The organism is Mesorhizobium sp. WSM4311 (assembly GCF_002295115.1).
Lineage (GTDB): Bacteria > Pseudomonadota > Alphaproteobacteria > Rhizobiales > Rhizobiaceae > Mesorhizobium.
Window position 1 is genome coordinate 354,966 of record NZ_NSFV01000005.1, and the last position, 24,664, is coordinate 379,629.

General features: G+C 64.2%; 26 protein-coding genes and 1 tRNA gene. 17 read left to right on the plus strand and 10 right to left on the minus strand.

Annotated features, from left to right (window positions below; translation table 11 throughout):
* Positions 1-3: 3 nt before the first annotated feature.
* The 6 genes from CK226_RS15895 to hrcA all read right to left on the minus strand — a co-directional run bounded on the left by CK226_RS15895 (position 4) and on the right by hrcA (position 5,772).
* Complete coding sequence (locus CK226_RS15895) at positions 4-630, minus strand: glutathione S-transferase family protein (RefSeq protein ID WP_095792389.1); 627 nt, start codon at positions 628-630, stop codon at positions 4-6.
* 140 nt (positions 631-770) lie between these two features.
* On the minus strand, positions 771-1,751 hold the full coding sequence (gene cysK / locus CK226_RS15900) for a cysteine synthase A (RefSeq protein WP_095792390.1): 981 nt from the start codon (positions 1,749-1,751) through the stop codon (positions 771-773).
* A gap of 180 nt (positions 1,752-1,931) precedes the next feature.
* Entirely contained in the window at positions 1,932-2,549 is a 618-nt protein-coding gene (locus CK226_RS15905; RefSeq protein ID WP_095773406.1) for a LysE family translocator, read from the minus strand.
* Positions 2,550-2,861: 312 nt separating this feature from the next.
* Positions 2,862-4,229 (minus strand): sorbosone dehydrogenase family protein, encoded by a 1,368-nt coding sequence (locus tag CK226_RS15910; RefSeq protein ID WP_095792530.1) that lies wholly within the window; start codon positions 4,227-4,229, stop codon positions 2,862-2,864.
* Between the two features lie 92 nt (positions 4,230-4,321).
* On the minus strand, positions 4,322-4,519 hold the full coding sequence (locus tag CK226_RS15915; RefSeq protein ID WP_010912574.1) for a hypothetical protein: 198 nt from the start codon (positions 4,517-4,519) through the stop codon (positions 4,322-4,324).
* 170 nt (positions 4,520-4,689) lie between these two features.
* Positions 4,690-5,772, minus strand: a complete 1,083-nt coding sequence (gene hrcA, locus CK226_RS15920) for a heat-inducible transcriptional repressor HrcA (RefSeq protein ID WP_010912575.1) — start codon at positions 5,770-5,772, stop codon at positions 4,690-4,692.
* A 157-nt stretch (positions 5,773-5,929) separates the two neighbouring features.
* Between hrcA and rph the strand changes: the two genes are divergently transcribed.
* From rph to CK226_RS15955, 5 genes are all read left to right on the plus strand, one after another.
* Positions 5,930-6,646 (plus strand): ribonuclease PH, encoded by a 717-nt coding sequence (rph, locus tag CK226_RS15925; RefSeq protein WP_095773405.1) that lies wholly within the window; start codon positions 5,930-5,932, stop codon positions 6,644-6,646.
* 183 nt (positions 6,647-6,829) lie between these two features.
* Entirely contained in the window at positions 6,830-7,240 is a 411-nt protein-coding gene (locus CK226_RS15935; RefSeq protein ID WP_095788618.1) for a VOC family protein, read from the plus strand.
* Positions 7,240-7,902, plus strand: coding sequence for an RdgB/HAM1 family non-canonical purine NTP pyrophosphatase (gene rdgB, locus CK226_RS15940; protein ID WP_095788617.1), 663 nt, complete (start codon positions 7,240-7,242; stop codon positions 7,900-7,902). Before CK226_RS15935 ends, rdgB begins: the two co-directional genes overlap by 1 nt.
* Entirely contained in the window at positions 7,899-9,077 is a 1,179-nt protein-coding gene (gene hemW, locus CK226_RS15945; protein WP_179295949.1) for a radical SAM family heme chaperone HemW, read from the plus strand. Before rdgB ends, hemW begins: the two co-directional genes overlap by 4 nt.
* Before the next feature lie 433 nt (positions 9,078-9,510).
* Positions 9,511-9,840 carry a low molecular weight protein tyrosine phosphatase family protein gene (locus tag CK226_RS15955; protein WP_095792392.1) on the plus strand — a complete coding sequence of 110 codons (330 nt, stop codon included), beginning with the start codon at positions 9,511-9,513 and terminating at the stop codon, positions 9,838-9,840.
* A gap of 39 nt (positions 9,841-9,879) precedes the next feature.
* On the opposite strand, the gene CK226_RS15960 is transcribed toward CK226_RS15955, so the two are convergent.
* Positions 9,880-10,068 carry a hypothetical protein gene (locus CK226_RS15960; protein ID WP_038650961.1) on the minus strand — a complete coding sequence of 63 codons (189 nt, stop codon included), beginning with the start codon at positions 10,066-10,068 and terminating at the stop codon, positions 9,880-9,882.
* Between the two features lie 7 nt (positions 10,069-10,075).
* Positions 10,076-10,261: a hypothetical protein gene (locus CK226_RS15965; RefSeq protein WP_095773398.1), complete on the minus strand. Its 186-nt coding sequence runs from the start codon at positions 10,259-10,261 to the stop codon at positions 10,076-10,078.
* A gap of 154 nt (positions 10,262-10,415) precedes the next feature.
* Here CK226_RS15965 and rsmI point away from each other — a divergent pair, with 154 nt between their 5' ends.
* Together rsmI and CK226_RS15975 are read left to right on the plus strand one after the other, a co-directional pair.
* Entirely contained in the window at positions 10,416-11,345 is a 930-nt protein-coding gene (rsmI, locus tag CK226_RS15970) for a 16S rRNA (cytidine(1402)-2'-O)-methyltransferase (protein ID WP_095792393.1), read from the plus strand.
* Positions 11,338-11,715, plus strand: a complete 378-nt coding sequence (locus CK226_RS15975; protein WP_095773396.1) for a YraN family protein — start codon at positions 11,338-11,340, stop codon at positions 11,713-11,715. The genes rsmI and CK226_RS15975 overlap by 8 nt, the downstream gene beginning before the upstream one ends.
* A gap of 346 nt (positions 11,716-12,061) precedes the next feature.
* Here the strand turns inward: CK226_RS15975 and CK226_RS15980 are convergent, their stop codons facing one another.
* Positions 12,062-12,868, minus strand: coding sequence for an undecaprenyl-diphosphate phosphatase (locus tag CK226_RS15980; RefSeq protein WP_095773395.1), 807 nt, complete (start codon positions 12,866-12,868; stop codon positions 12,062-12,064).
* Positions 12,869-13,185: 317 nt separating this feature from the next.
* Here CK226_RS15980 and CK226_RS15985 point away from each other — a divergent pair, with 317 nt between their 5' ends.
* From CK226_RS15985 to CK226_RS16030, 10 genes are all read left to right on the plus strand, one after another.
* Positions 13,186-13,878, plus strand: a complete 693-nt coding sequence (locus tag CK226_RS15985) for a glutathione S-transferase family protein (protein WP_010912586.1) — start codon at positions 13,186-13,188, stop codon at positions 13,876-13,878.
* Entirely contained in the window at positions 13,859-15,013 is a 1,155-nt protein-coding gene (gene queG, locus CK226_RS15990; protein WP_095792394.1) for a tRNA epoxyqueuosine(34) reductase QueG, read from the plus strand. Before CK226_RS15985 ends, queG begins: the two co-directional genes overlap by 20 nt.
* Complete coding sequence (locus tag CK226_RS15995) at positions 15,010-15,909, plus strand: SDR family oxidoreductase (protein ID WP_095792395.1); 900 nt, start codon at positions 15,010-15,012, stop codon at positions 15,907-15,909. The genes queG and CK226_RS15995 overlap by 4 nt, the downstream gene beginning before the upstream one ends.
* A 121-nt stretch (positions 15,910-16,030) precedes the next feature.
* Positions 16,031-17,116, plus strand: a complete 1,086-nt coding sequence (gene mepA, locus CK226_RS16000; protein ID WP_095792396.1) for a penicillin-insensitive murein endopeptidase — start codon at positions 16,031-16,033, stop codon at positions 17,114-17,116.
* A gap of 188 nt (positions 17,117-17,304) precedes the next feature.
* Positions 17,305-18,330 carry a glucokinase gene (locus tag CK226_RS16005; RefSeq protein ID WP_095792397.1) on the plus strand — a complete coding sequence of 342 codons (1,026 nt, stop codon included), beginning with the start codon at positions 17,305-17,307 and terminating at the stop codon, positions 18,328-18,330.
* A gap of 135 nt (positions 18,331-18,465) precedes the next feature.
* Positions 18,466-20,325 (plus strand): ABC transporter ATP-binding protein, encoded by a 1,860-nt coding sequence (locus CK226_RS16010; RefSeq protein ID WP_095773390.1) that lies wholly within the window; start codon positions 18,466-18,468, stop codon positions 20,323-20,325.
* Positions 20,322-21,143 (plus strand): 4-hydroxy-tetrahydrodipicolinate reductase, encoded by an 822-nt coding sequence (dapB, locus tag CK226_RS16015; protein WP_095792398.1) that lies wholly within the window; start codon positions 20,322-20,324, stop codon positions 21,141-21,143. The genes CK226_RS16010 and dapB overlap by 4 nt, the downstream gene beginning before the upstream one ends.
* Positions 21,144-21,184: 41 nt before the next feature.
* Positions 21,185-21,805, plus strand: coding sequence for a 2,3-bisphosphoglycerate-dependent phosphoglycerate mutase (locus tag CK226_RS16020; RefSeq protein WP_095773388.1), 621 nt, complete (start codon positions 21,185-21,187; stop codon positions 21,803-21,805).
* 142 nt (positions 21,806-21,947) lie between these two features.
* Positions 21,948-22,032: transfer RNA gene (locus tag CK226_RS16025), tRNA-Leu, on the plus strand.
* 90 nt (positions 22,033-22,122) lie between these two features.
* A complete protein-coding gene (locus CK226_RS16030) occupies positions 22,123-23,421 on the plus strand; it encodes a tyrosine-type recombinase/integrase (protein ID WP_142887596.1) in 1,299 nt (432 codons plus the stop codon).
* Positions 23,422-23,441: 20 nt separating this feature from the next.
* On the opposite strand, the gene CK226_RS16035 is transcribed toward CK226_RS16030, so the two are convergent.
* A complete protein-coding gene (locus CK226_RS16035) occupies positions 23,442-23,981 on the minus strand; it encodes a hypothetical protein (protein ID WP_095792400.1) in 540 nt (179 codons plus the stop codon).
* Positions 23,982-24,664: the final 683 nt, after the last annotated feature.

The following is a 24,664-nucleotide window of genomic DNA, read 5'->3' on the forward strand; positions in this document are numbered from 1 at the left end:
CGTTCAGCCCGGCCACATCTCATGCGAGGTGTTGAGCGCCTTCAGCAGCGGATGGTCGCGCAGCCTGGCCCAGAGACGTTCAATATCAGGCCATGCCGCCCGCGCGCTGTCGATGTTGGGATGCCAGGCCACCAGCATGACGAGATAGATGTCGGCCAGCGACATCTGGTCGCCAACCAGCCAGTCACGCCCCTTCAGAGCGCTGTCCAGAACGGCGAAGCCGCGGTCCATCTCGGCGATTGCCGCCTGCTTGACGGCCTTCGTGCCGTCGGCGTCGGTCGTGTAGCGATGGGCGTAGTAGAACCGCAGCACCGCCGGGTAGAGCACCGACGACATGAAGGCCATCCAGCGCAGGAAATCGGCGCGGGCGGGCGCATCGACCGCCGGCGCCAGGCGGGCCTGCGGATGGCGCTCGGCGAGCAGGATGCAGATCGCCGCCGATTCGGTCATCGAGCGTCCGTCCGGCAAGGTCAGCACCGGCACCTGGTTCAGTGGGCTGATGTCGAGGAAAGCCGGATCGGGCCGCTCGGACTTCGGCACGTCGATCTGTTCGAACGGCGCGTTGGCCAGCGCCAGCGCTGCCTCGACGACGAAGCCGCCGCTGCCGGGACGCGTATAGAGCTTGTACATGAATTTCTCCCCTGGCCCGTGCAAAGCGGACCGGGCGATATGACCCGGAAGCAGGGTTCTGCTCAAGCCGGGTCACAGGCGCCACGGGAGGATTTTTCAACGGGCCAGCAACGCAAGGCGGCCCGTCGATGGGGGCTGACCTAGGCCCCCAGCCCCTCGAACAAGATCGTCGACAGGTAGCGTTCTGCGAAATCGGGGATGACCACGACCAGGGTCTTGCCCTTGTTCTCCGGCCGCGAGCCGACGACGATTGCCGCCTGCAGCGCCGCACCCGACGAGATGCCGACCGGCACGCCTTCGAGGCGGGCGACGAGGCGGGCATTGGCGACCGAATCCTCGTTGGAAACCTTGACGATCTCGTCATAGATCGTGGTGTCGAGGATCTTTGGCGCGAAGCCGGCGCCAATGCCCTGGATCTTGTGCGGGCCGGGCTGGCCGCCCGACAGCACCGGCGAGGCTTCCGGCTCGACGGCGACGACATGCACGGATGGCTTGAGCTTCTTCAGCACCTGGCCGACGCCGGTGATGGTGCCGCCGGTGCCGATGCCGGCGACGAAGATGTCGACCTCGCCCTGCGTGTCGTTCCAGATCTCCTGCGCTGTCGTCTTGCGGTGGATTTCCGGATTGGCCGGGTTTTCGAACTGCTGCGGGATGACGGCATTGGGGATCGTCGCGGCCAGCTCGTCGGCCTTGGCGATGGCGCCTTTCATGCCTTTCGGACCTTCGGTCAGCACCAGTTCGGCGCCGAGCAGCGCCAGCATCTTCCTGCGCTCGACCGACATCGTCTCGGGCATGGTCAGGATCAGCTTGTAACCCTTGGCGGCGGCGGCGAAGGCGAGCGCGATGCCGGTATTGCCCGAGGTCGGCTCGATCAGCGTGGTCTTGCCGGGCGCAATCTTGCCGGCCGCCTCGAGCGCCTCGATCATCGCCACGCCGATGCGGTCCTTGACCGAGGCGATCGGGTTGAAGAACTCGAGCTTGGCGACGAGATTGGCGACGACGCCCTTCTCCTTGGCGAGTTTGTCGAGCCGGACCAGGGGCGTGTCGCCGATCGTGTCGGTGATGGAACTGTAGATGCGGCCGCGGCCGGGGACGCGGGCGGAGGTGACTGGCTTGTTCATTGGTTTCGCTCCCAGGATTTCAGGCAAGTGGCATTGCAGCCGGCAAGATAAGGCTTTCAGCCGCGCAACATAAGCTGTTGGCCGGAAATATCCGAGTGGGGCCCGTGTCTAAAACGCCCATGTCCCGGAAAAGCATTTCACCGGGAAGCCTGCCCCCGGAATGTTTTGGCTGAAAGCATGCTATTGGCGGGCCGCGATCGCCGCCGCCGCGCCCACCATGAAGCCAGCGGCGGTGCGGTTCAGCAGCTTCAGCGCGCGCGGCGATTTCAAGAACCAGCGCGCCTTGGCGGCGAGCGCCAGGTAGGGAACCAGCACGACGAACAGCACGACCACCGTCAGCGCGGCGAGAATGCCGTAATCGGCCAGCGTAATGGTCTTCAGGTCGACGATGGTCGGCGTGATCGCGAGGTAGAAGATCATCGTCTTCGGATTGCCGAGCGTGACGGTAAGGCCGGCGATGAAACTCGACACCAGCCCGCCCTTGCCCTTCCGGGCCTCGACCGTTTCGGGCGTGATGCCGGCGGTCCAGAAGCGCCAGCCCAGAAATGCCAGATAGGCAACGCCGGCCCATTTGATAGCCAGGAACACCATGCCGAAGGTCTGCGCCACGAAGGCGAGGCCGAGCACCACGGCGGTCAGATAGGTGAGGTCGCCCAGCATCAGGCCAAAGGACATGGCCAGCGACGAGCGAAAACCGGAGCCGAGCGCCCGCGCGACAAGCGCGGTGACGCCGGGGCCGGGAATGGCGGCGGCGATGCCGAGGGCGGCACTGTAGGCGAGGAAGCCGGTGAGGGTCATGGATAGGTCCCAGATTGAAGGGCCATATTGCATACATCCGAATGGAATTGAATTTCCTGAGGATTGGATTTGATTGCACCAGACAGCGCGGTCTTCGCCCTATAAGGCCCCCCTCATCCGGCCGCTTCGCGGCCACCTTTGCCGGGGCGAGTCACGGGCCTCGCCCGTCCTTCGGACCCCCGTGGGGAGAAGAGAAAGGCGCCGGCGCCAACAAGCTCCTGTCCCCGAGGGGGAGAGGTCGGATTGCCCCGAATTGCCCTTCGCAATTCGATTGGCAATCCCGGGTGAGGGGGTCTGCATTGTCCAGCAGGATCAGGAACGGCCGCCGTCATAGGTCACACGCCAGATCGTACCGTTGCCGTCCTCGGTCATGATCAGCGCCCCGTCATGGGCCACCGCCACGCCGACCGGCCGGCCCCAGACCTCGCCGTTGGAAACGACGAAGCCGGTCATGAAATCCTCATATTCCCCGGTCGGCCTGCCGTCCCTGAACAGCAGGCGGACGACCTTGTAGCCGGTCCTGTTGCCGCGATTCCACGAACCGTGCAGGGCGACGAAGGCATCCCCCCGGTATTCCCTGGGAAAACCGCTGTCGGCGGGCAGGTCCTTGCGGTCGTAAAAGGTGATGTTGAGCGGCGCCGAATGCGCCTGCATCAGCACATCGGGAATGGTTGCCTTGCCGGCGAGGTGGGGCCGCGCGCCCTTGTGACGCGGGTCCTCGTGGTTGCCGATATAGTACCAGGGCCAGCCATAATACGCGCCGTCCTTGACCGAGGTGGCGTATTCGAACGGCACATTGTCGCCCAGCGCGTCGCGCTCGTTGACGACGCACCACAGCGCCCCGGTCGCCGGCTGGATGGTCATGCCCGAGCAGTTGCGCAGGCCGGTGGCGACGATGCGGCCGTTCTTGCCGTCCGGATCGAAGGCTTGCACGTCGGCGCGCCCCTCTTCGGAGCCCCAGCTTGCGCCGAGCGGCTGCGATGTCACCCACGCGTCGAGGCCGCCATCCGGCGCCTTGCCCATGTCCTCGGCGACGTTCGAACCGGAGCCGACCGACAGATAGAGCGTCTTGCCATCCGGCGAAAAGACGATGTCGCGGGTCCAGTGATGGTTCGAGGGAATGTTGGCGACGATGATTTCCGGTTCGCCGGATGCCTTCAGGTCGCCACTGCGGTAGGCAAAGCGCACGATGCTGTCGCTGTTGGCGACATAGACCCATTGCGGATCATCGCCCGGCGGGTAGAAGGCAATGCCATAGGGCTGGTTGAGATTGCCGGCGAAAATGCGGTCCTCGGCGGGCTTGGCGCTGTCCTTGGCCAGGCGATAGACGCGGATCTGGTTGGCTTCGCTGTCGGCGACGAACAGGTCGCCATTGGGTGCGACGCGCACGGCGCGCGGATTGTCGATGCCGGAGGCGATCAGTTCGGCCGAAAAACCCGGCGGCAATTGCGGCTTCGCGCCCGTCGGCATGTCGGCAAGGCCGGCGCTGTTCGACACCGACTTGGTGACGTAAGGCTTCGGCAGGTCTTCCGGCTTGATCAGGCGGCGCACGCCCGGTCTGTCGGCACGCCAGTCGCCGAAGGCGGCCGCGCCCTTCAGCACCGGCTGGTCCGCCTGCTGGGCGAATGCCGCGCCTGTGAGAAAGAGGGCGGGGATCACCAGTCCGGCCAATCGGATCATCTTGTCCTCCATCTGGTCGCGAAGGAAACCAACGGCCGGCTTGTCTCCGGGTTCCGCCTCACTCGACCTGATGAGGAAGCGAAAGTCCGGCTTTATGTCCCGGCCGCGTAAAAATCGTCGTCGAGGCGTTTTTCCAGCGCGACGAGATCGGCCGGCAGCGGCAGGCCCATGGCGCGCATTTCCCGCAATTTCTCGCGCAATTGTTCCTGGATTTCGTGCTGGTCTTCCGGCTGGTTGACCATCTCCTCCAGCAGCAGGCTGATCCGGGCCTTGAGTTCTTCGAGCGCCATTCTTTTTCTCCTTGCTGCCCGTTTCGATCTTGGCACTAAGGTGCAGAGCTTCAGGTCAGGCCGAGCCGAAAATGGTCGATACCGAGAACCGGAGCGTACTGGTCGTACGCGAGTACCGGAAGCGCAGGTATCAGCCATTCGCAGGCCGGCATCACCCGAATATCCACACCTTAGCGCAACATGCGCGATATCAACTGCGCCGTATAATCGACCATCGGCACGATGCGGGCGTAGTTCAGCCGGGTCGGGCCGATGACCCCGAGCGCGCCGACGACGCGGGCGTCCTTGTCGCGATAGGGCGCGACAACCAGCGACGAGCCCGACAGCGAAAACAGCTTGTTTTCCGACCCGATGAAGATGCGCACGCCCGATCCCTGCTCGGCGAGGTCGAGCAGCTGGATCAGCCCGTCCTGCGTTTCCATGTCCTCGAACAGATGCCGCAGCAGCTCGATGTCGGCCTGGGCGGTGACGTTTTCGAGCAGGTTGGCGCGGCCACGCACGATAAGCCGTGCCGGCAGGCCGCTTTCGGCGCCCGCCCACACCGCCAGGCCTTTCTCGACGAGGTCCTGCGACAGCGTGTCGAGGGCCGCTCTCGTCTCTTCCTTGATGCGGGCGATTTCGGTGCGCGCCTCCGCCAGCGTACGGCCGCGAATATGGGCGTTGAGGAAATTCGAAGCCTCGTGCAACTGCGAGACGGTGATGCCCGCCGGCAGCTCGACGACGCGGTTCTCGACGTCGCCATTTTGCGACACCAGCACGGCGAGTGCCTTGGTCGGCTCGAGCTGGATGAATTCGATATGCTTCAGCGCCACCTCGTTCTTGGCGGCCAGCACCAGGCCGGCGCCGCGCGACATGCCCGACAGCATCTGGCTGGCCTCGGTCAGCATGTGCTCCAGCGTCGCGCCAGAGCCTGAGGCCCGCACCTGCGCCTCGATGGTGCGGCGCTCCTCGTCGGAGAGGTCGCCAAGTTCCATGAAGGCATCGACGAAGAAGCGCAGGCCGGCCTGCGTCGGCAGCCGTCCGGCCGAAATGTGCGGCGCGTAGATCAGGCCGAGATGCTCGAGGTCGCTCATCACATTGCGGATGGTGGCCGGCGACAGCGAGGACGGCAGGATGCGCGACAGGCTGCGCGAGCCCACGGGCTCGCCATCCCTGAGATAGGAATCGACGATGCGCCGGAAGATGTCACGAGAGCGCATGTCGAGTGATTGAAGTGCGAGCGGCTGCGAACCCGGATCGATTGCCTTGGTCATTCGGCCAAAAACCTCCGTCCTCAGGATATAGACTTCGGCACGGTGGGCGCAACCGGTCTCTGTATCGGATCGCCCGGTCCGTTTTCCTTTGCGCGCTGCCCCCCATGCGGCTAAAAGCCGGCCACGATTCCGAAAAATGACTGGGAAAGAAGCCTGAATGCGCCCCTCCAAACGCCAATTCGACGAAATGCGCGCCATCTCCTTCGAGCGCGGCGTCTCCAAGCACGCCGAAGGTTCGTGCCTGGTGAAGTTCGGCGACACCCATGTCCTGTGCACGGCGAGCCTCGAGGAGAAGGTGCCGGGCTGGATGCGCAATTCCGGCAAGGGCTGGGTGACGGCCGAATATGGCATGCTGCCGCGTTCGACCGGCGAGCGCATGCGCCGCGAGGCCTCCGCAGGCAAGCAGGGCGGCCGCACGCTGGAAATCCAGCGCCTGATCGGCCGCTCGCTGCGCGCCGTGGTTGATTTGCAGGCGCTGGGCGAGCAGCAGATCACCGTCGATTGCGACGTCATCCAGGCCGATGGCGGCACTCGCACCGCCTCGATCACCGGCGGCTGGGTGGCGCTGTACGACTGCCTGCGCTGGATGGAAGCCCGGCAGATGGCCAGTGTTTCGAAGGTGCTGAAGGACCATGTCGCGGCGATTTCCTGCGGCATCCATGACGGCCAGCCGGTCATCGACCTCGATTATCTCGAGGATTCCGCGGCCGGCACCGACGCCAATTTCGTCATGACCGGCAAGGGCGGCATCGTCGAGATCCAGGGCACGGCCGAGGGCGAGCCTTTCTCGGAAGACCAGTTCGCCGAGTTGATGGGCCTGGCCAAGAAAGGCATTTCGCGGCTGGTGAGTTTGCAGCAAATGGCGGTGGCGTAGGTTTTAGATGCCGAGCCCAGGCACCCCCCTCTGGCCTGCCGGCCATCTCCCCCTCAAGGGGGGAGATCGGATGTCATCTCGGCCTTCGCCAATTTCCGGCGTTGCAAGATGGGCGGCGAGATTGAGGCTGCTGATCTCCCCCCTTGAGGGGGAGATGCCCGGTAGGGCAGAGGGGGGTGCCTCGTGACACCCAATGCAATTTTGGAATCAGCGCTCTATGTGACTGATCTCAACGCGGCCGAGCATTTCTACACCGACATCCTCGGCCTCACGTTCCTCGGCAAGGTCGACGGCAGGCATCTTTTCTTTCGCTGCGGGCCGGGCGTGCTGCTCATCTTCAACGCCGAGGCAACCAAGATCCCGCCGGCGCCGGATGCCCGGCTGCCGGTGCCGCCGCACGGCGCGGTCGGCGAAGGTCATCTCTGCTTTGCCGCCAGCGCGGATGAAATCGTGGCTTGGAAAGCGCATCTCGAGGCGAAGAAGATCGCCATCGAAAGCGAATTCGAATGGCCGCAAGGCGGCCGTTCGCTCTATATACGCGACCCCTCGGGCAATTCGATCGAGTTCGCCGAGCCGAGAATCTGGGGCCTTTGATGCATACACTTGATGGCAAGAAGATCGTCGTCGCCAGCCACAATGCCGGCAAGCTGCGCGAATTCGCCGACCTGATGGGGCCCTTCGGCTTCGAGGCGAAGTCGGCCAAGGACTACGGTCTGCCGGAACCGGACGAGACCGGCACGACCTTCGAGGAAAACGCCTACATCAAGGCGCTGGCCGCGGCGAAGGCGACCGGCCTGCCGGCGCTGTCGGACGATTCCGGCCTCTGCGTCGACGCCCTCGACGGCGCGCCCGGCGTCTACACCGCCAACTGGGCCGAAACCCCTGACGGCAGCAGGGACTTCGCCATGGCCATGCAGCGCACCGAAGTGGCTTTGCAGGAAGTCGGCGCCGCCTCGGCCGAACGGCGCAAGGGCCGCTTCGTCGCCGTCATTTGCCTGGCCTTTCCCGACGGCGCGGCCGAATATTATCGCGGCGAGGCCGAAGGCACGCTGGTCTGGCCGCCGCGCGGCGAGCTCGGCTTCGGTTACGACCCGGTGTTTTTGCCCAATGGCTTCGACAAGACGTTTGGCGAGATGAGCGCTGAGGAAAAGCACGGCTGGAAACCCGGCCAGCCAACGGCGCTCTCACATCGCGCCCGCGCCTTCCAGAAATTCGCCCAAGCACGGTTGGATCTGCCTAGATTGGGCTCGGCATGACCGGACCTGGCATGATCATGCCGCTCGACCGCAGCCCCGGCTTCGGCGTCTACATCCATTGGCCGTTCTGCGCGGCCAAGTGCCCCTATTGCGACTTCAACAGCCATGTCCGCCACCAGCCGGTCGACCAGGAGCGCTTTGCCGCCGCCTTTGAGGCGGAACTGGCGACGATGCGTGAGCGGACCGGGCCGCGCGAGGTGACCAGCATTTTCCTCGGCGGCGGCACGCCCTCGCTGATGAAGCCGGAGACGGTGGCCAGGGTTCTGGACGCCGTGGCGAAGAACTGGACGGTGCCTGACGGCATCGAAGTGACGCTGGAGGCCAACCCGTCCTCGGTCGAGGCCGAACGCTTTCGCGGCTATCGCGCGGCCGGCGTCAACCGCGTCTCGCTCGGCGTGCAGGCCCTGAACGACAAGGATTTGCGCTTCCTCGGCCGGCTGCACAATGTCGACGAGGCGCTGCACGCCATCGGGCTCGCGCGCGAAATCTTTCCGCGCCTGTCCTTCGACCTGATCTACGCCCGGCCGGGCCAGACGCCGGAAGCCTGGGCGGCCGAACTCGAACAGGCCATCGGCCACGCCGCCGACCATCTGTCGCTCTACCAGCTGACCATCGAGGAAGGCACGCCCTTCCACGCCCTGCATGCGGCAAAGAAATTCGCCATTCCCGACAATGACCACGCCGCCGACCTCTATGCTTTGACGCAGGAGATCACCACGGCGCACGGCCTGCCGGCCTATGAGATTTCCAACCACGCCCGGCCGGGCGCGGAAAGCCGGCACAATCTGACATATTGGCGCTATGGCGAATATGTCGGCGTCGGCCCCGGCGCGCATGGCCGCTTCGTCGAGAACGGCCGACGCACGGTGACGATCGCCGAGCGGATGCCGGAGACCTGGGCCAACCTCGTCGAGGCCAAGGGCCATGGCGTCACCGGCGGCGAGATCCTGACACGTTCGGAAGAGGCCGACGAATTCCTGCTGATGGGGCTGAGGCTGGCCGAAGGCATCGACCTTTCGCGCTACGAAGCCTTCTCCGGCCGCGGCCTGTCGAGCGCGCGGCTGTCGGTGCTGCAGGGCGAGGGACTGGTGGCGCCGATCGGCAACGCCCGCCTGCGCGCCACGCCGGCCGGCATGATCGTGCTCGACGCAGTGGTGGCCGATCTGGCGCGATAGCTAAGGCCAAATGGTGGACTGTGGTGGACGATTTATCCACTCGATCAAGGATGCTAGAAGTTCGGCTTGCTTAGCCGAAGGCGTCGCGCCGCATCCAATATGGGTCTGCCATGAAGTTCCTGATCCACGAGACGTTGCGGACATTGAACACGGACGATGTGTTCGAGTTTGGATTAACCGAGATATCGAGATCTCCGGAACATGACGATCTCTTTGAGGCTGAGGCGATCTTCATCAGAAACACGAAGGTCACATCCAAATTAAAATTGACCCACTTGAGCGAATTTAACGTTGTCCTTAGTTTCATAACGTATATCGGAAGTAAGCTTCGAGGAATTGCCAAGGATAATTTTGTAGAGTTTGATTTGAATGGACTGACGTTTGATCAGTACATCCCCATGAGCAAAAATCTGCGTGAGATCTGGGATGAGTAATCGGTGAAAAAAACGTTCTCTTCGTCTGCAGCCAGAACCGCCTGCGCAGCCCGACCGCCGAGCAGGTGTTTTCAACGCGCCGGGATATCGAAGTTGCGTCGGCCGGCACCAATCATGATGCCGACACGCCGCTGACGCATGAGTTGGTCGCCTGGGCCGACATCATCTTCGTCATGGAAAAGGTGCACCGCACCAAGCTGCAGAAGAAATTCAAGACGAGCCTGAAGCAGGCCCGGGTCATCTGCCTCGATATACCGGATAGTTATGAATTCATGGATATCGAGCTGATCGACCTTCTGAAGGCGCGCGTTTCCCGCTATCTGGTGTGACCCAGACGAAGGCAGAGCGGTCTCGGCCAGTCGCGCTTGTCAGGCGTCGTGCTTGAAACGGCGCTTGCCGCGATCCTTCTCGGCATGCGCCTCTCCGTTGCGGGCCGGTTTGGCGTCGGCCTTTTCGCGGCGAACGCTGTGCTGGTCGTTCATCGGATGTGGCGGCACGCCTTCCCTGGCGCTTTTCGTTTCAAGACGGGTGATGAAGATATCGAAGCGATTGGGCATCGTCCGGTCAGTGCTCCGTCGTGCTGTCTGGTTGGTTGTCGGAAAGCCTGACATTCGTCGGCAGGGCGGTTGTCGCCCGCTCGGTCAGGCTGGTGTCGGTCTTGGCAGGCAGGCGCTTGTCCCTGGCGGCGGCAACGCGCTTGCGGCCGGCATAGTAAGGCTCGAAAGCGTCCTGTATCTTCAGGCTGTCCATCCTGTCCTCCCTTTAGGAATCAGGGGCTAAATCTGCCAATGCCGGTTTGGTTCCCTACTGTGGCGAAGGCATGGCGATCACCTTACATCGGCGTGAGCTTTTGCAAGCCTGCGCCAGCCATGCCAAACAAGATTTGGCAGGCCAACAGGGCTGAATGGAGACGGCATCAGTGACCGACGAGACGGGCAAGCGCATCTATGTGGTCGGGCAGGCCGAATTTCCCACCCGGCCGCTCGAGCCGGCGCTCTATCTGGTGGCGACGCCGATCGGCAATCTCGCCGACATCACGCTGCGCGCGCTGGAGACGCTGGCCGCCGCCGACATCGTCGCCTGCGAGGACACCAGGGTGTCGCGCGTGCTGCTCGACCGCTACGGCATCCGCCGCCGCACCACGGCCTATCACGAGCACAATGCCGGCGAGGCCGGGCCGAAGCTGATCGCGGCGCTTCAGGCCGGCCAGAGCGTGGCGCTGATTTCCGATGCCGGCACGCCGCTCGTCTCCGATCCCGGCTACCGGCTGGTCGGCGAAGCAATCGACCAAAGCATTCGCGTCGTGCCGATCCCCGGTCCGTCGGCGCCACTGGCCGCGCTCACCGCGTCAGGCCTGCCGTCCGACGCTTTCCTGTTCGCCGGCTTTTTGCCGGTGAAGACTGGGCAGCGGCTGACGCGGCTGGAGGCACTGAAGGCGGTGCCGGCGACGCTGATCTTCTTCGAATCGCCGCGCCGGTTGGCCGAATCGCTCGGCGCCATGGTCGAGGCGCTCGGCGGCGAGCGCAAAGCCGCAATCGGCCGCGAATTGACCAAGACCTTCGAGGAAATGCGCACCGGCACGCTGCGGGCGCTGGCCGACCACTATGCGGCCGCCGACACGCCGAAGGGCGAGATCGTCGTCTGCATCGGCCCCGCCGAGGCCAAGGCGGACGAGCCCGAAGACATTGACCGCCTGCTTTTGTCGCTCGCCGCCGAAATGCCGGCCTCCAAAGCGGCGGCGGAGGCCGCGAAGATGACCGGCGGCCAGAAACAGGCGCTTTACCGGCGGCTGCTGGAACTCAAGGACACCTCAGGAGAAGGCGACGGTGGCTGAGCGCCCGAGCGCCAACCGCCGGAAAGCCTATCGGCGCGGCCATCGCGGCGAGTGGCTGGCGGCTGCCGCGCTGATGCTGAAGGGCTACCGCATCCTCGCGCGCCGCCATCGCACCCGCTTCGGCGAGATCGACCTGATCGCGCGGCGCGGCGATCTCGTGCTGTTCGTCGAGGTCAAGGCTCGGCGTTCGCTGATGGAAGCCATGGAAGCGATCGGCCACGAATCGGAGCGCCGCATCGAGGCCGCCGCCGACATCTGGCTCTCGCGGCAGGCGGATTACGGCAGGTTGTCGATGCGCTTCGACATGGTCGCCGTGCTGCCCTGGCGCTGGCCGGTGCATGTCGAGAATGCGTTTTATGGGCGGAATTAGAGGGGACGAAAACATCCTTCGTCATCCACGGACGGAGCAGGAGCGAAGCGACGTCGCGGAGACCCGAGGATCCATGCCGCGACCTCTGAGCGCTTCTACGGTGCAGGATGTGGAAGAATTCCCGCGGGAGACAGCCGCCTGGCAATAGCTATTCTCGACCGCAGCGCTCTTCGATCTGGCTCACGGCATGGATCCTCGAGTCTGCGCTGCGTCGCTACGCTCCTTGCTCCGCCCGTGGATGACGAAGTCGAGGAGTCTCAAGCGTTGCTCGCCCTTCGCCGGCTCAGGGCGTTCGTCGTTCGGAACGCCAAGCAATTGGCTTTCCGTCCGCTTCGCGGACCACTCCTCACCCCCAGATCAGCAATGCGACCAGCCCGACGATACCCACCACCAGCCGCCACCAGCCGAACAGCGCGTAGCCGTTGCGCGAGACGTAATCGAGCAGGAAGCGCACCACGATGAGCGCCGCGACGAAGGCGGCGACGAAACCGATGGCGATGATCGGCAGGTCGGCCGAGGTCAGCACGTTGCGGTTCTTGAACAGGTCGAAGGCGAAGGCGCCGACCATGGTCGGGATCGCCAGGAAGAAGGAAAATTCCGCCGCCGCCCGCTTGTCGACGCCCAGAAGCAGCGCGCCGACGATGGTCGAACCCGAGCGTGACGTGCCGGGGATCAGCGACAGGCACTGGAACAGGCCGATCTGCAGGTAAAGCCTGGTCGGGAAGCGCTCCACATCGCGATAGACCGGTTTCAGGTTCATGCGGTCCACCGCCAGCAGCACGACGCCGCCGATGATCAGCATGATGCAGATGAGCCTTGGCGATTCGAACAGCACCGTCTTGATGAAATCATGCGCCAGCGCGCCGATGACCGCCGCCGGCAGGAAAGCGATCAGGATGCCGATGACGAAATGCCGCGTCAGCCGGTCATGCGGCAGGTCGAGCAGCATCTGCCACAGGCGGCGGAAATAGACGCTCAGGATCGCCAGGATGGCGCCGAGCTGGATCAGGATCTCGAAGGCCTTGCCGGTTGAATTGAAGCCGAGGAAATGGCCGGCGAGCAGGATATGGCCGGTCGAGGACACCGGTATGAACTCGGTCAGGCCCTCCAGCAGGCCGAGCAGCAGGGCTTCGACGATGGTCTGGCTTTCCATGGCTACCTCGGCTTTGCGCGACGGCTAACTGAACGGCTTGCTTGTCATGGCGTTGAAGTCCCCCTATAGGTCGCAACACCCTGACGGCCCGCTAACCGGGCGGCCAAGACTTACCGGTGCGCCCGGCGATTCGCCAGTGTGCAATCCGGAATTCGCCTCACCTGGGAGTAGCGCGATGCGCGAATTCCGGATTCTGAGCCACACTGTGACTTTAAGTTCTAGTGCGGTTTGGATTTGAAGTTCCTGAACGCTGATGCCATTGAGGGGGGCAGGAACTTCAAATCCACCACACCAGTGCGCTTTATCATCGCGGAACCATGCTGACGCTTTTCCATCATCCCATGTTCGCCACCTGCCGCTTCGTCCGCCTTGCTTTCGGCGAGTATGGCGAGGAGCTGGCGCTGATCGAGGAAAAGCCGTGGACGCGGCGCAAGGAGTTTCTGGCGCTGAACCCGGCCGGCACGCTGCCGATCCTGCTCGCCGAAGGCGACGTGCCGATCGTCGGCGCGACGGTCATCTCGGAATATCTCGACGAGACCCGCGGTGTGCTCAAGCGCGACAAGCGGCTGTTCGCCGAAGACCCGATGCAGCGCGCCGAAATCCGCCGGCTGATCGACTGGTACCTCAACAAGGCCGAAAGCGAAGTCACCCGCCATCTGGTGCGCGAACGCGTGCTGAAGCCGATCATGCCGGAAACCGCCGGTGGCGGTTCGCCCGATTCGGGCGCGATCCGCGCGGCGCGCGCCAACATCCGCCAGCACATGAAATACACCAACTGGTTGGCCGGCACCCGCCATTGGCTGGCCGGCGGCCGGGTCACCTATGCCGATCTCGCCGCCGCCGCGACGTTGTCGGTGCTCGACTATCTCGGCGAGATCGACTGGCGCGAACATGCCGCGGCGCGCGAATGGTACACGCGGGTGAAGTCGCGGCCCTCCTTCCGGCCGCTCTTGACCGACCGCGTGCGCGGCCTGTCGCCGGTGTCACACTATGCGGACCTCGATTTCTGACGCCGCAAAACTGCGCGCGCTGATCGACGCGGAGGCGCAGCGCGCCGGCTTCGATGCCATTGCCGTCACCACCCCCGACGCGATCCCGCTGGCTCCGGCCCGCCTGGCCGAATTCGTTGCCGACGGCTTTCACGGTTCGATGGACTGGATCGCCGAGACGATTGCAAGGCGCAGCGAACCTTCCACGCTTTGGCCTGACGTGCGCTCGATCGTCGTGCTGGCGATGAACTATGGGCCGGACCATGATCCGCGTGTGCTGCAGGCCAGGCATGACCGGGGCGCAATCTCGGTCTATGCGCAGAACCGAGATTATCATGATGTGATGAAAGGCCGGCTGAAGGAAATCGCCGGCAAGATCGTCGCGCGCGCCGGCGGCGACGTTAAGGTGTTCGTCGACACCGCGCCGGTGATGGAAAAGCCACTGGCGCAAGCCGCCGGTCTCGGCTGGCAGGGAAAACACACCAATCTGGTCAGCCGCGAGCACGGCTCCTGGCTGTTCCTCGGCACCATCTTCACCACGGCCGAATTGATCCCCGACCGCCCCGAGATCGACCATTGCGGCTCCTGCCGCGCCTGCCTCGACGCCTGCCCGACCGATGCTTTCCCGGCGCCCTACCGGCTCGATGCGCGGCGCTGCATTTCCTACCTCACCATCGAGAACAAGGGGCCGATCCCGCACGAATTCCGCGAAAAGATCGGCAACCGCATCTATGGCTGCGACGATTGCCTGGCCGCCTGCCCGTGGAACAAGTTCGCCCGCGCCGCGTCGGAAGCAAAACTCGCCGCGCGCAACGATCTGCGCGAGCCGCCGCTCGCCGACCTGCTCGAACTGGACGACGCGGCCTTCCGCGCCTTCTTCTCCGGCTCGCCGATCAAGCGCATCGGCCGCGACCGCTTCATCCGCAACGTGCTGATCGCCGCCGGCAATTCCGGCGATGCCGCGCTCGCAGTCCCTGTGCGCGCGCTGCTTAGCGATCCCTCGCCGTTGGTGCGGGGCGCGGCAATATGGGCGCTGGCGCGGCTGGTGCCTGACGCCGAATATGCCGAGCGGGCCGCGACCGGTCTGAAAACCGAGAACGATGCGGCGGTGCGCGAGGAATGGCGCCTGGCGCGGCCAGACGGGGCGCATGCATGAGTGAAAAGCAGATCTTCATCTTCGGCGCCGGTTACTCCGGCAAGGCCTTTGCCCGCGCCAACAGGGATGCCGCCGCGATCCTTGGCACGACGCGGTCCAATGAAAAATTCGCGGCCCTGCGCCAGGCCGGCATCGCGCCGCTGCTGTTCGATGGCGCGTTGACCGGCGAAATCGGCGAAGCGCTGCAAAAAACAACCCATCTGGTGATTTCGGTCGCCCCGGAAGAGGCCGGCGACCCCGTCTTGAATGCCGCCCGGGAGGCGATCGCGGGGATGCCGGCGCTCGAATGGATCGGCTATCTCTCGACCGTCGGCGTCTATGGCGACCATGGCGGCGCCTGGGTCGACGAAACGGCCGCATGCCGGCCGGTGTCGAAACGCTCCGTCATGCGGGTCGAGGCTGAGCAGGCTTGGCTGAAGCTCGGCGGGGAAATCGGCAAGCCGGTGGCGATCCTGCGCCTGTCCGGCATTTATGGTCCTGGCCGCAATGCGCTGGTCAATCTGGAAAACGGCACCGCGCGGCGGCTGGTCAAGCCCGATCAGGTGTTCAACCGCATCCATTGCGACGATATTGCCGCGGCGTTGTGGCAACTCATCGAGGACAACAAGGGCGGGATCTTCAACGTCACCGATGATGAGCCGGCGCCGCCGCAGGATGTCGTTGCCTATGCCGCGTCGCTGATGGGCGTCGAGCCGCCGCCGGAAATTCCTTTCGACACCGCCCAACTTTCGCCCATGGCGCGGTCCTTCTATGGCGAGAACAAGCGTGTCGCCAATGCGGCGATCAAGGCGACGGGCTATCGCTTTCGCTTTCCCGACTACCGCGCCGCCTTCGACCATATGTGGGCAAGCGGCGACTGGCGCGACGGCGAAGCGCGCAGCCCGATGAAGGGCTAAGCAATTCCAGGAAAGGCGTGAAACGGTTTTTCCTCAGGAATTGCGCCAAGGGTTAGGGCGATCGAAGCAGGCTGCGTTGCGTGCTATGATTCGGCCTTGGGATGCGGTGGGATCCGGTTTCATGAAGACAGCGTCACGGCCGGTTGTGGCCAAGAAATCACTGCTGGCGGCAGCACTTGGCCTGTTCGTTCTGGCCGCGCAGCCCGCGGCGGCCGAGGAACGGGCAAAAGACCTGTTCGGCGCCGAAAAATTGCCGACCGCGACCACCCCGCAATCCTTCGGCTTCTACTCCAAGGGCTGCTTCGCCGGTGGTGTCGCCATCCCCATGGACGGCCCGACCTGGCAGGTCATGCGGCCCTCGCGCAACCGCCGCTGGGGCCACCCGGCAATGATCGCGCTGATCGAGAAACTGTCGCGCGACGCCGCCGCCGACGGCTGGCCGGGCCTTCTGATCGGAGACATTTCGCAGCCGCGCGGCGGCCCGATGATGACAGGCCATGCCTCGCACCAGATCGGGCTCGATGCCGACATCTGGCTGACACCGATGCCTGACCGCGCCATGACCAGGGCGCAGCGCGAATCGATGAGCGCCACCTTGATGGTCGACGAGAAGACACATCTGGTGAAGGACGCGCTGTGGACGCCGCAGCACACCGCGCTTCTGAAGCGGGCGGCGAGCTACACCGAGGTGGAACGCATCCTGGTCAATCCGGGGATCAAGAAAAAGCTCTGCGACACCGTCAAGGGCGACCGCGGCTGGCTGCGCAAGATCCGGCCGTTCTGGGGCCACGACTATCATTTCCATATGCGCATCGGCTGCCAGCCGGGCTCGCCCGACTGCAAGGCGCAGGAGGCGACGCCGGATGATGACGGCTGCGGCAAGCCGCTGGCCTGGTGGTTCACCGAAGAACCATGGCGGCCGAACAAGAAGCCGGACGCGCCGAAGGCCCGTGACGTGATGACGATGGCCAACCTTCCCAAGGAATGCCGCGCCGTGCTCGACGCGCCGGGCCCGGATTCGGCCGAGGCGGCGACCTATCATGGCGGCGCCGTGCCGGTCGCGGTCGCCGCACCCGAACCGGAGGTGCCATCGCCGCCTGCCGCCATGGCCAGTGGCAGCGGCGATTTGCCAGGCGCGGCAAATGCTTTCGCCGCGACCCCCAGGATGGGCGCGCCGGTGCCACGGCCACGGCCGCCCGCGAACTGATTGCCTCCGCGCCACCGGCCGGCTCAATCGGTTTAGCCAGCTGTTTTCGGGAAATAGTGGCCGTTTGGCCGCAGAACCCCTCTCTGCGCACGGACGGGTTCGAAAACCGTTTCCCTTTTCAAACCCATGCGCTAGTCAACGGAGGAACGGCGAGACGCCGTCAGGGGGCGCCGGAGACGGACGAGAGCATGCCAAGCGTAAGCGATACCGACACGTCGTTGCGGTTTCCGATCCTGATCGGCGACATTGGCGGCACCAATGCGCGCTTTTCGATCGTGCTTGACGACAATTCCGAGCCGACCGAGCCGCAGATCGTCCAGACCGCCAATTTCAACACGATCGATGAGGCAATCCAGGCGGCGGTGCTCGACCGCTCGTCGGTCCGCCCCAATTCGGCGGTGCTGGCGGTGGCCGGTCCGGTCGACGGCGACGAGATCGAGCTCACCAATTGCCCGTGGGTCGTCAAGCCGAGGCAGATGTTCGCAAATGTCGGCTTGAGCGACATCGTCGTGCTCAACGATTTCGAGGCGCAGGCGCTGGCCGTCGTGGCGCTCGGCGAAGAGCATATGGAAAAGATCGGCGGCAGCACGCCTGAGCCCAATGCCGGCCGCGTCGTGCTCGGGCCTGGAACCGGTCTCGGGGTCGCCGGGCTGGTCTATGCGCTACACCACTGGATCCCGGTGCCCGGCGAGGGCGGCCATATGGACATCGGCCCGCGCACGCCGCGCGATTTCGAGGTGTTTCCGCATATAGAGAAGCTCGAGGGCCGCATTTCCGGCGAACAGATCTTGTGCGGGCGCGGCCTCGTCAACGTCTACCGGGCTGTCGCCAAGGCGGACGGCAAGCCGGCGCCTTTCACCACGCCGGCCGAGATCACCGGCGCGGCGCTGGCCAAGACCGATCCGGTGGCGCAGGAAGCGCTGGAGACCTTCGTCACCTGCCTTGGGCGCACCGCCGGCGATCTTGCCCTGGTGTTCATGAGCCGTGGCGGCGTGTTTTTGACCGGCGGCATCGCGCAGAAGATCGTGCCGGCGCTCAAGGAGGGCAATTTCCGCGCCGCCTTCGAGGACAAGGCGCCGCACAGCGCGCTGATGCGCACCATGCCCGTCTATGTCATCACCCATCCGCTGGCCGCCCTTCTCGGCCTTGCCGCCTATGCCAGGAACCCGTCGCTGTTCGGCGTCCAGACGGCCGGCCGGCGCTGGCAGGCCTGAACCCCCAGCGCGAATCGTCGGGGCGCCCGCGACGAAGTTAATCAGCCGCGGGCATAGGCAAGCCGGTCGCATGGCGCTAAGAGGAGTGCCGAATTGCAGCCCGGTCCCAGGCGAAAAACCCACGAAGCTCCCGATTTGACACTTCAAGCTCCAAACAAGCAGAAAGCCAGCGTTGGCGAAGTCAACGCCGTGCTGCGCCGCATCCTCTCCGAAAACGGCCGCGATCATCGCTGGTCCTATGTCGTCGCCGTCTCCTGCATGCTGCTGGTGTCGGGCACGACCGCCTTCACGGCCTGGATCATGAGCCCAATCGTCAACCAGATCTTCTACGAACGGCGCGGCGACCTGGTCGTGTGGATTTGCGCCGGGATCATGGGGGCCTTCCTGGTGCGCGGCTTCGCCGGCTACGGCCAGGCGGTGGCGCTGGCCACGATCGGCAACAATCTGGTGGCGCGCTACCAGAAACGCATCTTCGACCATCTGATGAAGCTCGGCGTCGGCTTCTTCAACGATACGCGCTCCGGCCGGCTGGCGGCGCAGGTCAACGAGAATGTCGGCGGCATCCGTGACCTCTTGTCGATCACGCTGACATCCATCACCCGCGACGCGGTGACCCTGGTCGGCCTTGTCGGCATCATGATCTACCAGGATCCGGTTCTATCGCTGAGTTCGCTGCTGATCGGACCGCCGCTGATCTGGGCGGTCGTCCACCTGACGCGTCGGGTGCGGCGTATCACGCGGGAATCCGTGCTGATCAATTCCCGGCTGATCGGCGCTGTCCAGGAAGCCACGCAAGGCATCGCCATCGTCAAGGCCTTCACCATGGAGGAACAGCTGGCGGCCCGCATCGGCGCCTTGGCCGACACGGCCGAACAGCGGTCGAACAAGATCGCCCGCGTCTCGGAGCGGCTGGCGCCGATTTCCGACATGCTGGCCGGCCTCGCCGTCACCTCCGTCATCGCCTATTCCGGCTACCGGGCACTCGTTCTCGGCCAGCCGCCGGGCGCGGTGTTTTCCTTCATCACCGCGCTGATTCTGGCCTACGATCCGGCACGGCGCCTGGCGCGCATGCAGGTCGGCATGGAGCGCGCGCTGGTCAATGCCCGCATGATCTACGAACTGCTCGACCTCGAGCCGCAACAGGGCGACGCGCCGGATGCCGTCGAGGCACACTTCACGTCGGGTGAAGTGCGCTTCAACAACGTGTCCTTCCGCTATGTCGAGGAGACGCCGGTGCTGCAGGAGCTGAGCTTCGTCGCCGCCGCCGGCAAGATGACCGCCATTGTCGGCGCCTCGGGCGCCGGCAAGACGACGCTGGTGGCGCTACTGCAGCGTTTCTACGACGTCGAGTCCGGCACTATCGAGGTCGATGGCCAGGACATTTCCAAGGTGACCAAACAGTCGCTGCGCGGCTCGATCGCCTATGTCTCGCAGTCGCCCTATCTGTTCGAAGGCACGATCCGCGACAACATCCGCTATGGCCGCATGTCGGCCACCGACGCCGAGATCGAGCGCGCGGCAAGCCAGGCAGCGGCCGACGAGTTCATCCGCCAGCAGCCGCAAGGCTACGACACTCCGGTCGGCGAGAATGGCGCGACGCTGTCCGGCGGCCAGCGCCAGCGCGTCTCGATCGCCCGCGCCATCGTGCGCCAGGCGCCCATCCTGCTGCTCGACGAGGCGACCTCGGCGCTCGACAACGAGGCGGAGGCCCGCGTCCAGGAAGCGCTGACCCATGTCATGGAAGGACGCACCACCATCGTCATCGCCCACCGCCTGTCGACGGTGGTCAATGCCGACCACATCGTCGTCATGGAACAGGGCCGGGTGGTCGAGGAAGGCACGCATGCCGCGCTGATGGCAGATCCGCATAGTGTCTATGCACGGTTCCATCGGGTACAGGGCAAGAAGGGTCTGGGGCTTGTCGATGACAGCAAGCCGATCCAAACTCCGGTCCGGGCCACGCGTGCGAGAAAGACGGCGGTGAGGAGCACATGAACGATCAAGGCGATATGGGCCTTGTGGTGGTGGGGGCAGCCGGCCGCATGGGCCAGACGCTGATCCGCGCCATCCACACCATTCCGGGCGCCCGCGTCATCGGCGCGGTCGAGCGCGCGGATTCGCCCCATCTCGGCAAGGATGCCGGCGAGCTCGCAGGCATAGGCATCATCAACGTGCCGATCGGCGATGATCCGCTGCCGGTTTTCGCCAAGGCCGACGGCGTGCTCGACTTCACCACGCCGGGCTCATCGGTCGAATTCGCCGGCTACGCGGCGCAGGCGCGCATCGTCCACGTCATCGGCACCACCGGCTGTTCGGCCGACGACAATGCGAGGATCGCGGCCGCGGCGCGCCACGCGACGATCGTCAAGTCGGGCAATATGAGCCTCGGCGTCAATCTCCTGGCGGTGCTGGTCGAACAGGCGGCACGCGCGCTCGACGCCGACGATTTCGACATCGAGATTTTGGAAATGCACCACAAGCACAAGGTCGACGCGCCTTCGGGCACGGCATTGCTGCTCGGCGAGGGCGCCGCCGCCGGGCGCGGCATTGCGCTCGCCGGCAATGACGTGCGTTCACGCGACGGCCATACGGGCGTGCGAAAAACCGGGTCCATCGGCTTCGCCACGCTGCGCGGCGGCTCGGTGGTCGGCGACCACAGCGTCATCCTCGCCGGCACCGGCGAGCGCATCACGCTGTCCCACCATGCCGAGGACCGCGCCATCTTCGCGCGCGGCGCCGTCAAGGCGGCGCTGTGGGCCCGTGGCAAGAAGCCAGGACTCTATTCGATGCGGGACGTGCTCGGCCTGAGCTGAAGCGGCCAATCTGCCAATTTTGCCAATCTGAAGGAGCAAACATGTCGAGAACCCTCGTGCTCGTGCGCCATGGCCAGAGCGAATGGAATTTGAAAAACCTGTTCACCGGCTGGCGTGACGTCGACCTGACCGAGCAGGGTCACGCCGAGGCCAAGGCCGCCGGGCAAAAACTCAAGGCGCGCGGCATGAAGTTCGACATCGCTTTCACCTCGGCGCTGAGCCGGGCGCAAAAGACCTGCCAGCATATTCTCGACGCCGTTGGCCAGAGCGATCTCAAGACCATCCGCGACCAGGCGCTCAACGAGCGCGACTATGGCGACCTTTCCGGCCTCAACAAGGACGATGCCCGCAAGAAATGGGGCGAGGAGCAGGTGCATGTCTGGCGCCGCTCCTACGACGTGCCGCCGCCCGGCGGCGAAAGCCTGAAGGACACCGGCGCCCGCGTCTGGCCTTACTATCTGCACGACCTGCAGCCGCACGTGCTGCGCGGCGGCACGGTGCTGGTCGCCGCGCACGGCAATTCGCTGCGCGCGCTGATCATGGCGCTGGACGGCAAGTCTGGCGAGGAGATCGTCAAGCTGGAACTCGGCACCGGCGTGCCGGTCATCTACCAGCTGAACGCCGATTCGACCGTGGCGTCGAAGGAAGTGCTGGAGGGCTGACGCTTGCTGAGCCGGCAAGCGGAAGTCCAGGCCTCGGCTGGAACATCGCGCTTTAGCCAAAGCCGTGTTTCCAGCTTTCGGCGGCATGGTCCAAAAAGCGCGTTGACAGCAATCGCTTGCCCGCTTACATGAGCCCGCACCAGCCCAGATGGCGGAATTGGTAGACGCGCACGGTTCAGGTCCGTGTTCCGCAAGGAGTGGAGGTTCGAGTCCTCTTCTGGGCACCATCTATCTCACGCAAACGCGTGAAATCCAAGGAAACCAAGGCGTTGAGCGTCCCCGGAGGTCCACTTAAAGGTCCCTCTGGAGGCTCACCCTTGGAAATTCATCTCCCCTACGTTCACCAGCCCTCAGGCAAGGCGCACTATCGCTATCGGCGGAAGGTGCCCGACTTTCTTCGACCGGTTCTCGGCAAGGCGTGGATCATCCTTCCATTGGGCAGGACACCCGCCGAGGTGCTGCGACATTATGGCAAGGCACACACAAAGGCTGAGGCCGAGATCAAGGCCGCGATGCGGGGCAAGTCCAAGCCAGTGGAGAAGACCGCGCTGGAGAAATACCAATGGGCAACACGACAGATTGCCGAATGGGGACCGATGAGCGACGACGCGGTTGACGCGCTGGCCCACCATCTGGAGGAGACCGGACAGGCAGAGCTTTATCGCGCCTTGGTGGTTCCAAACGACCGGCCTCAGCCGACCCTTGCCGACGCCGTCAAGCTCTACCTCAAAGACAAGGTCGATGGGACGCCGGACGAAACCAAGAAGCAGCAACGGGTGGAGCGTGTACAGGGGCACGTCGTGAAGGCCTTGAACCGTGGTGATCCGCAGATTAAATCGCTGACGCGGACTGACGCCAGAGAGGTCAGGGACCACATGCTGGCTGACGGTGACATGTCCCCGGCGACGGTCCACCGCTATCTGAACGACCTCCGCGCGATCATCACACACGCCATCAAGGAGGTCGACGACCTCAAAGGCGCGACAAATCCGTTCAACGGGCTGGAGGTCAAGAAGCAGACGCTAGCCAAAGAGGACCGCAAGCCCTTTAACGAGGGGCAGCTTAAGGCAGCCAGGGCGCGGGTGCTGGGTCACGCTTCGGTCGACCTTCAGCGCGTCTGGCGGATGCTGGAGCAGACCGGGTGTCGGCTGGCCGAGGTCACAGGGCTCATGGTTGAGGACGTTCACCTTGATCGGGGTCATCCTTACCTCGACCTCAAGGTTCACCCCCACAGGCGGCTGAAGAATGCCGGAAGTGTGCGACGGGTGCCGCTGGTCGGGGACGCGCTCAAGGCCGCTCAGGAGGCCCATGGGGAGGCGGGAGAGCGCGCCCTACTGTTCCCATCCTATGCCCGAGAAGGTGGCGCTACGGCTGCATCACAGGTGTTGATGAAGCATGTCCGCAAGGTGGTGGCAGACCGGAAGGTCACGGTGCATTCGCTGCGACACACGCTCAAGGACAGGCTGGTCAAGGCGGACGTTCCCGAGGCCGTGCAGAACATGATCCTTGGGCATTCGTCGGGGGCCGTGAGCGAGGCTTACGGCGGACCTGAGGCGAGGCTTGAAGCGGCGACGAGGGCGCTGCGGAAGACGTTGGGAGTGATGTTACTGGTTTGATGCTGCGTGTCGCGGTTCGGTTAGCCCGCCTTCCACATCTTGATTGCCCTCTTGAGAGTTGATACGCCGATCCAAGTGCCGGCCGCAATCGCCAACGAGAGATAGAGTTGAACCCGTCGCCATCTGGCTAGCCACCTGTCGCCCCGGGTGAGTGCTTCCCAATACTCCTCTCGTCCGTCCATGACGACTTGCGAAAAGATGTTGTCGAAGGCACGTTTAGTAAACAGGAACCTCAGCACTGCGATGAGCCTGCCTCCGGGGGCATGGGCAATGAATGATCCCTTCGAGGCAGCCATTCGCAAAGCAGCCGCTATGATTGCCTGCCAAATGATGGGAAATGTAAAGGACGCGACGACGCCGAGCCCAACTACTTCATAGAAGTTGAGGCTCGGAAACGTCTGCAGATAGTCGCAGAACACAAAGGAAACGGCTACGTTCATGATGACCCAGTAAACCTTGGACCCCCGGTGGTCCGCAAAACCAGTCGTCAGGTCAACCTCTCGCATTTGCTTCTGAAGCTGCCTTGCGAAGGCCTCGGAGAAACTGCTCCCTCTTCTCATGCGAAGGCACCCGAAGCGAATGAAGCCTCAGCCGCGTGGCGGGCCTGCAGAACGCGCTGTCCGAGAGCCGTCACCGAATACACCCGCCTCGGCATTCCTGCCTCATTGGGATTATGAACGGGTCTGGAGGTGACAAATCCTTTGTCCGTCATGCGATCCAAGGTGACGTATATCGTCCCCCTCTTAAGGCTGGGAGACGCCTTGATCATCTCAAGGCCATACATCTCGCGACTTCGCAAAAGGTTCATGATCTCATACTCCGTGTTGGAGAGATTGGGAATTTTACTCATTGGTCGTCCTCTGTGGCAGCAGTGAACATGTTGTAAGAGTTAGTCTTACAAATGTCAAGACTGGCGCGAGGGCTTGTCAAATGGGTCGCTATAAAACTGCAGAAATTTCCGTGAGGGGGATCGGATAACAGGCACGTGCGCCGACCCCCCGTACCCCCTCGGGTATCCTCGACATTGGCCCCGAGCGGCTGCCCTGACGTACGACCGTTGCGGTGGCCCCGAGCGGGTCGCTGTGGTGGCGCTGGATAAGAGTGATCTGATCACACCTATTCCATTGGTGCGACCGGGGGCGAATACCCACTCCACTAGCACCTATGAAACACCGACGACCACAAACCCCTTGATTTCCTCTATGGCATTGTGCAGTCTATGGCTGTGCAGTAGCAATGACAT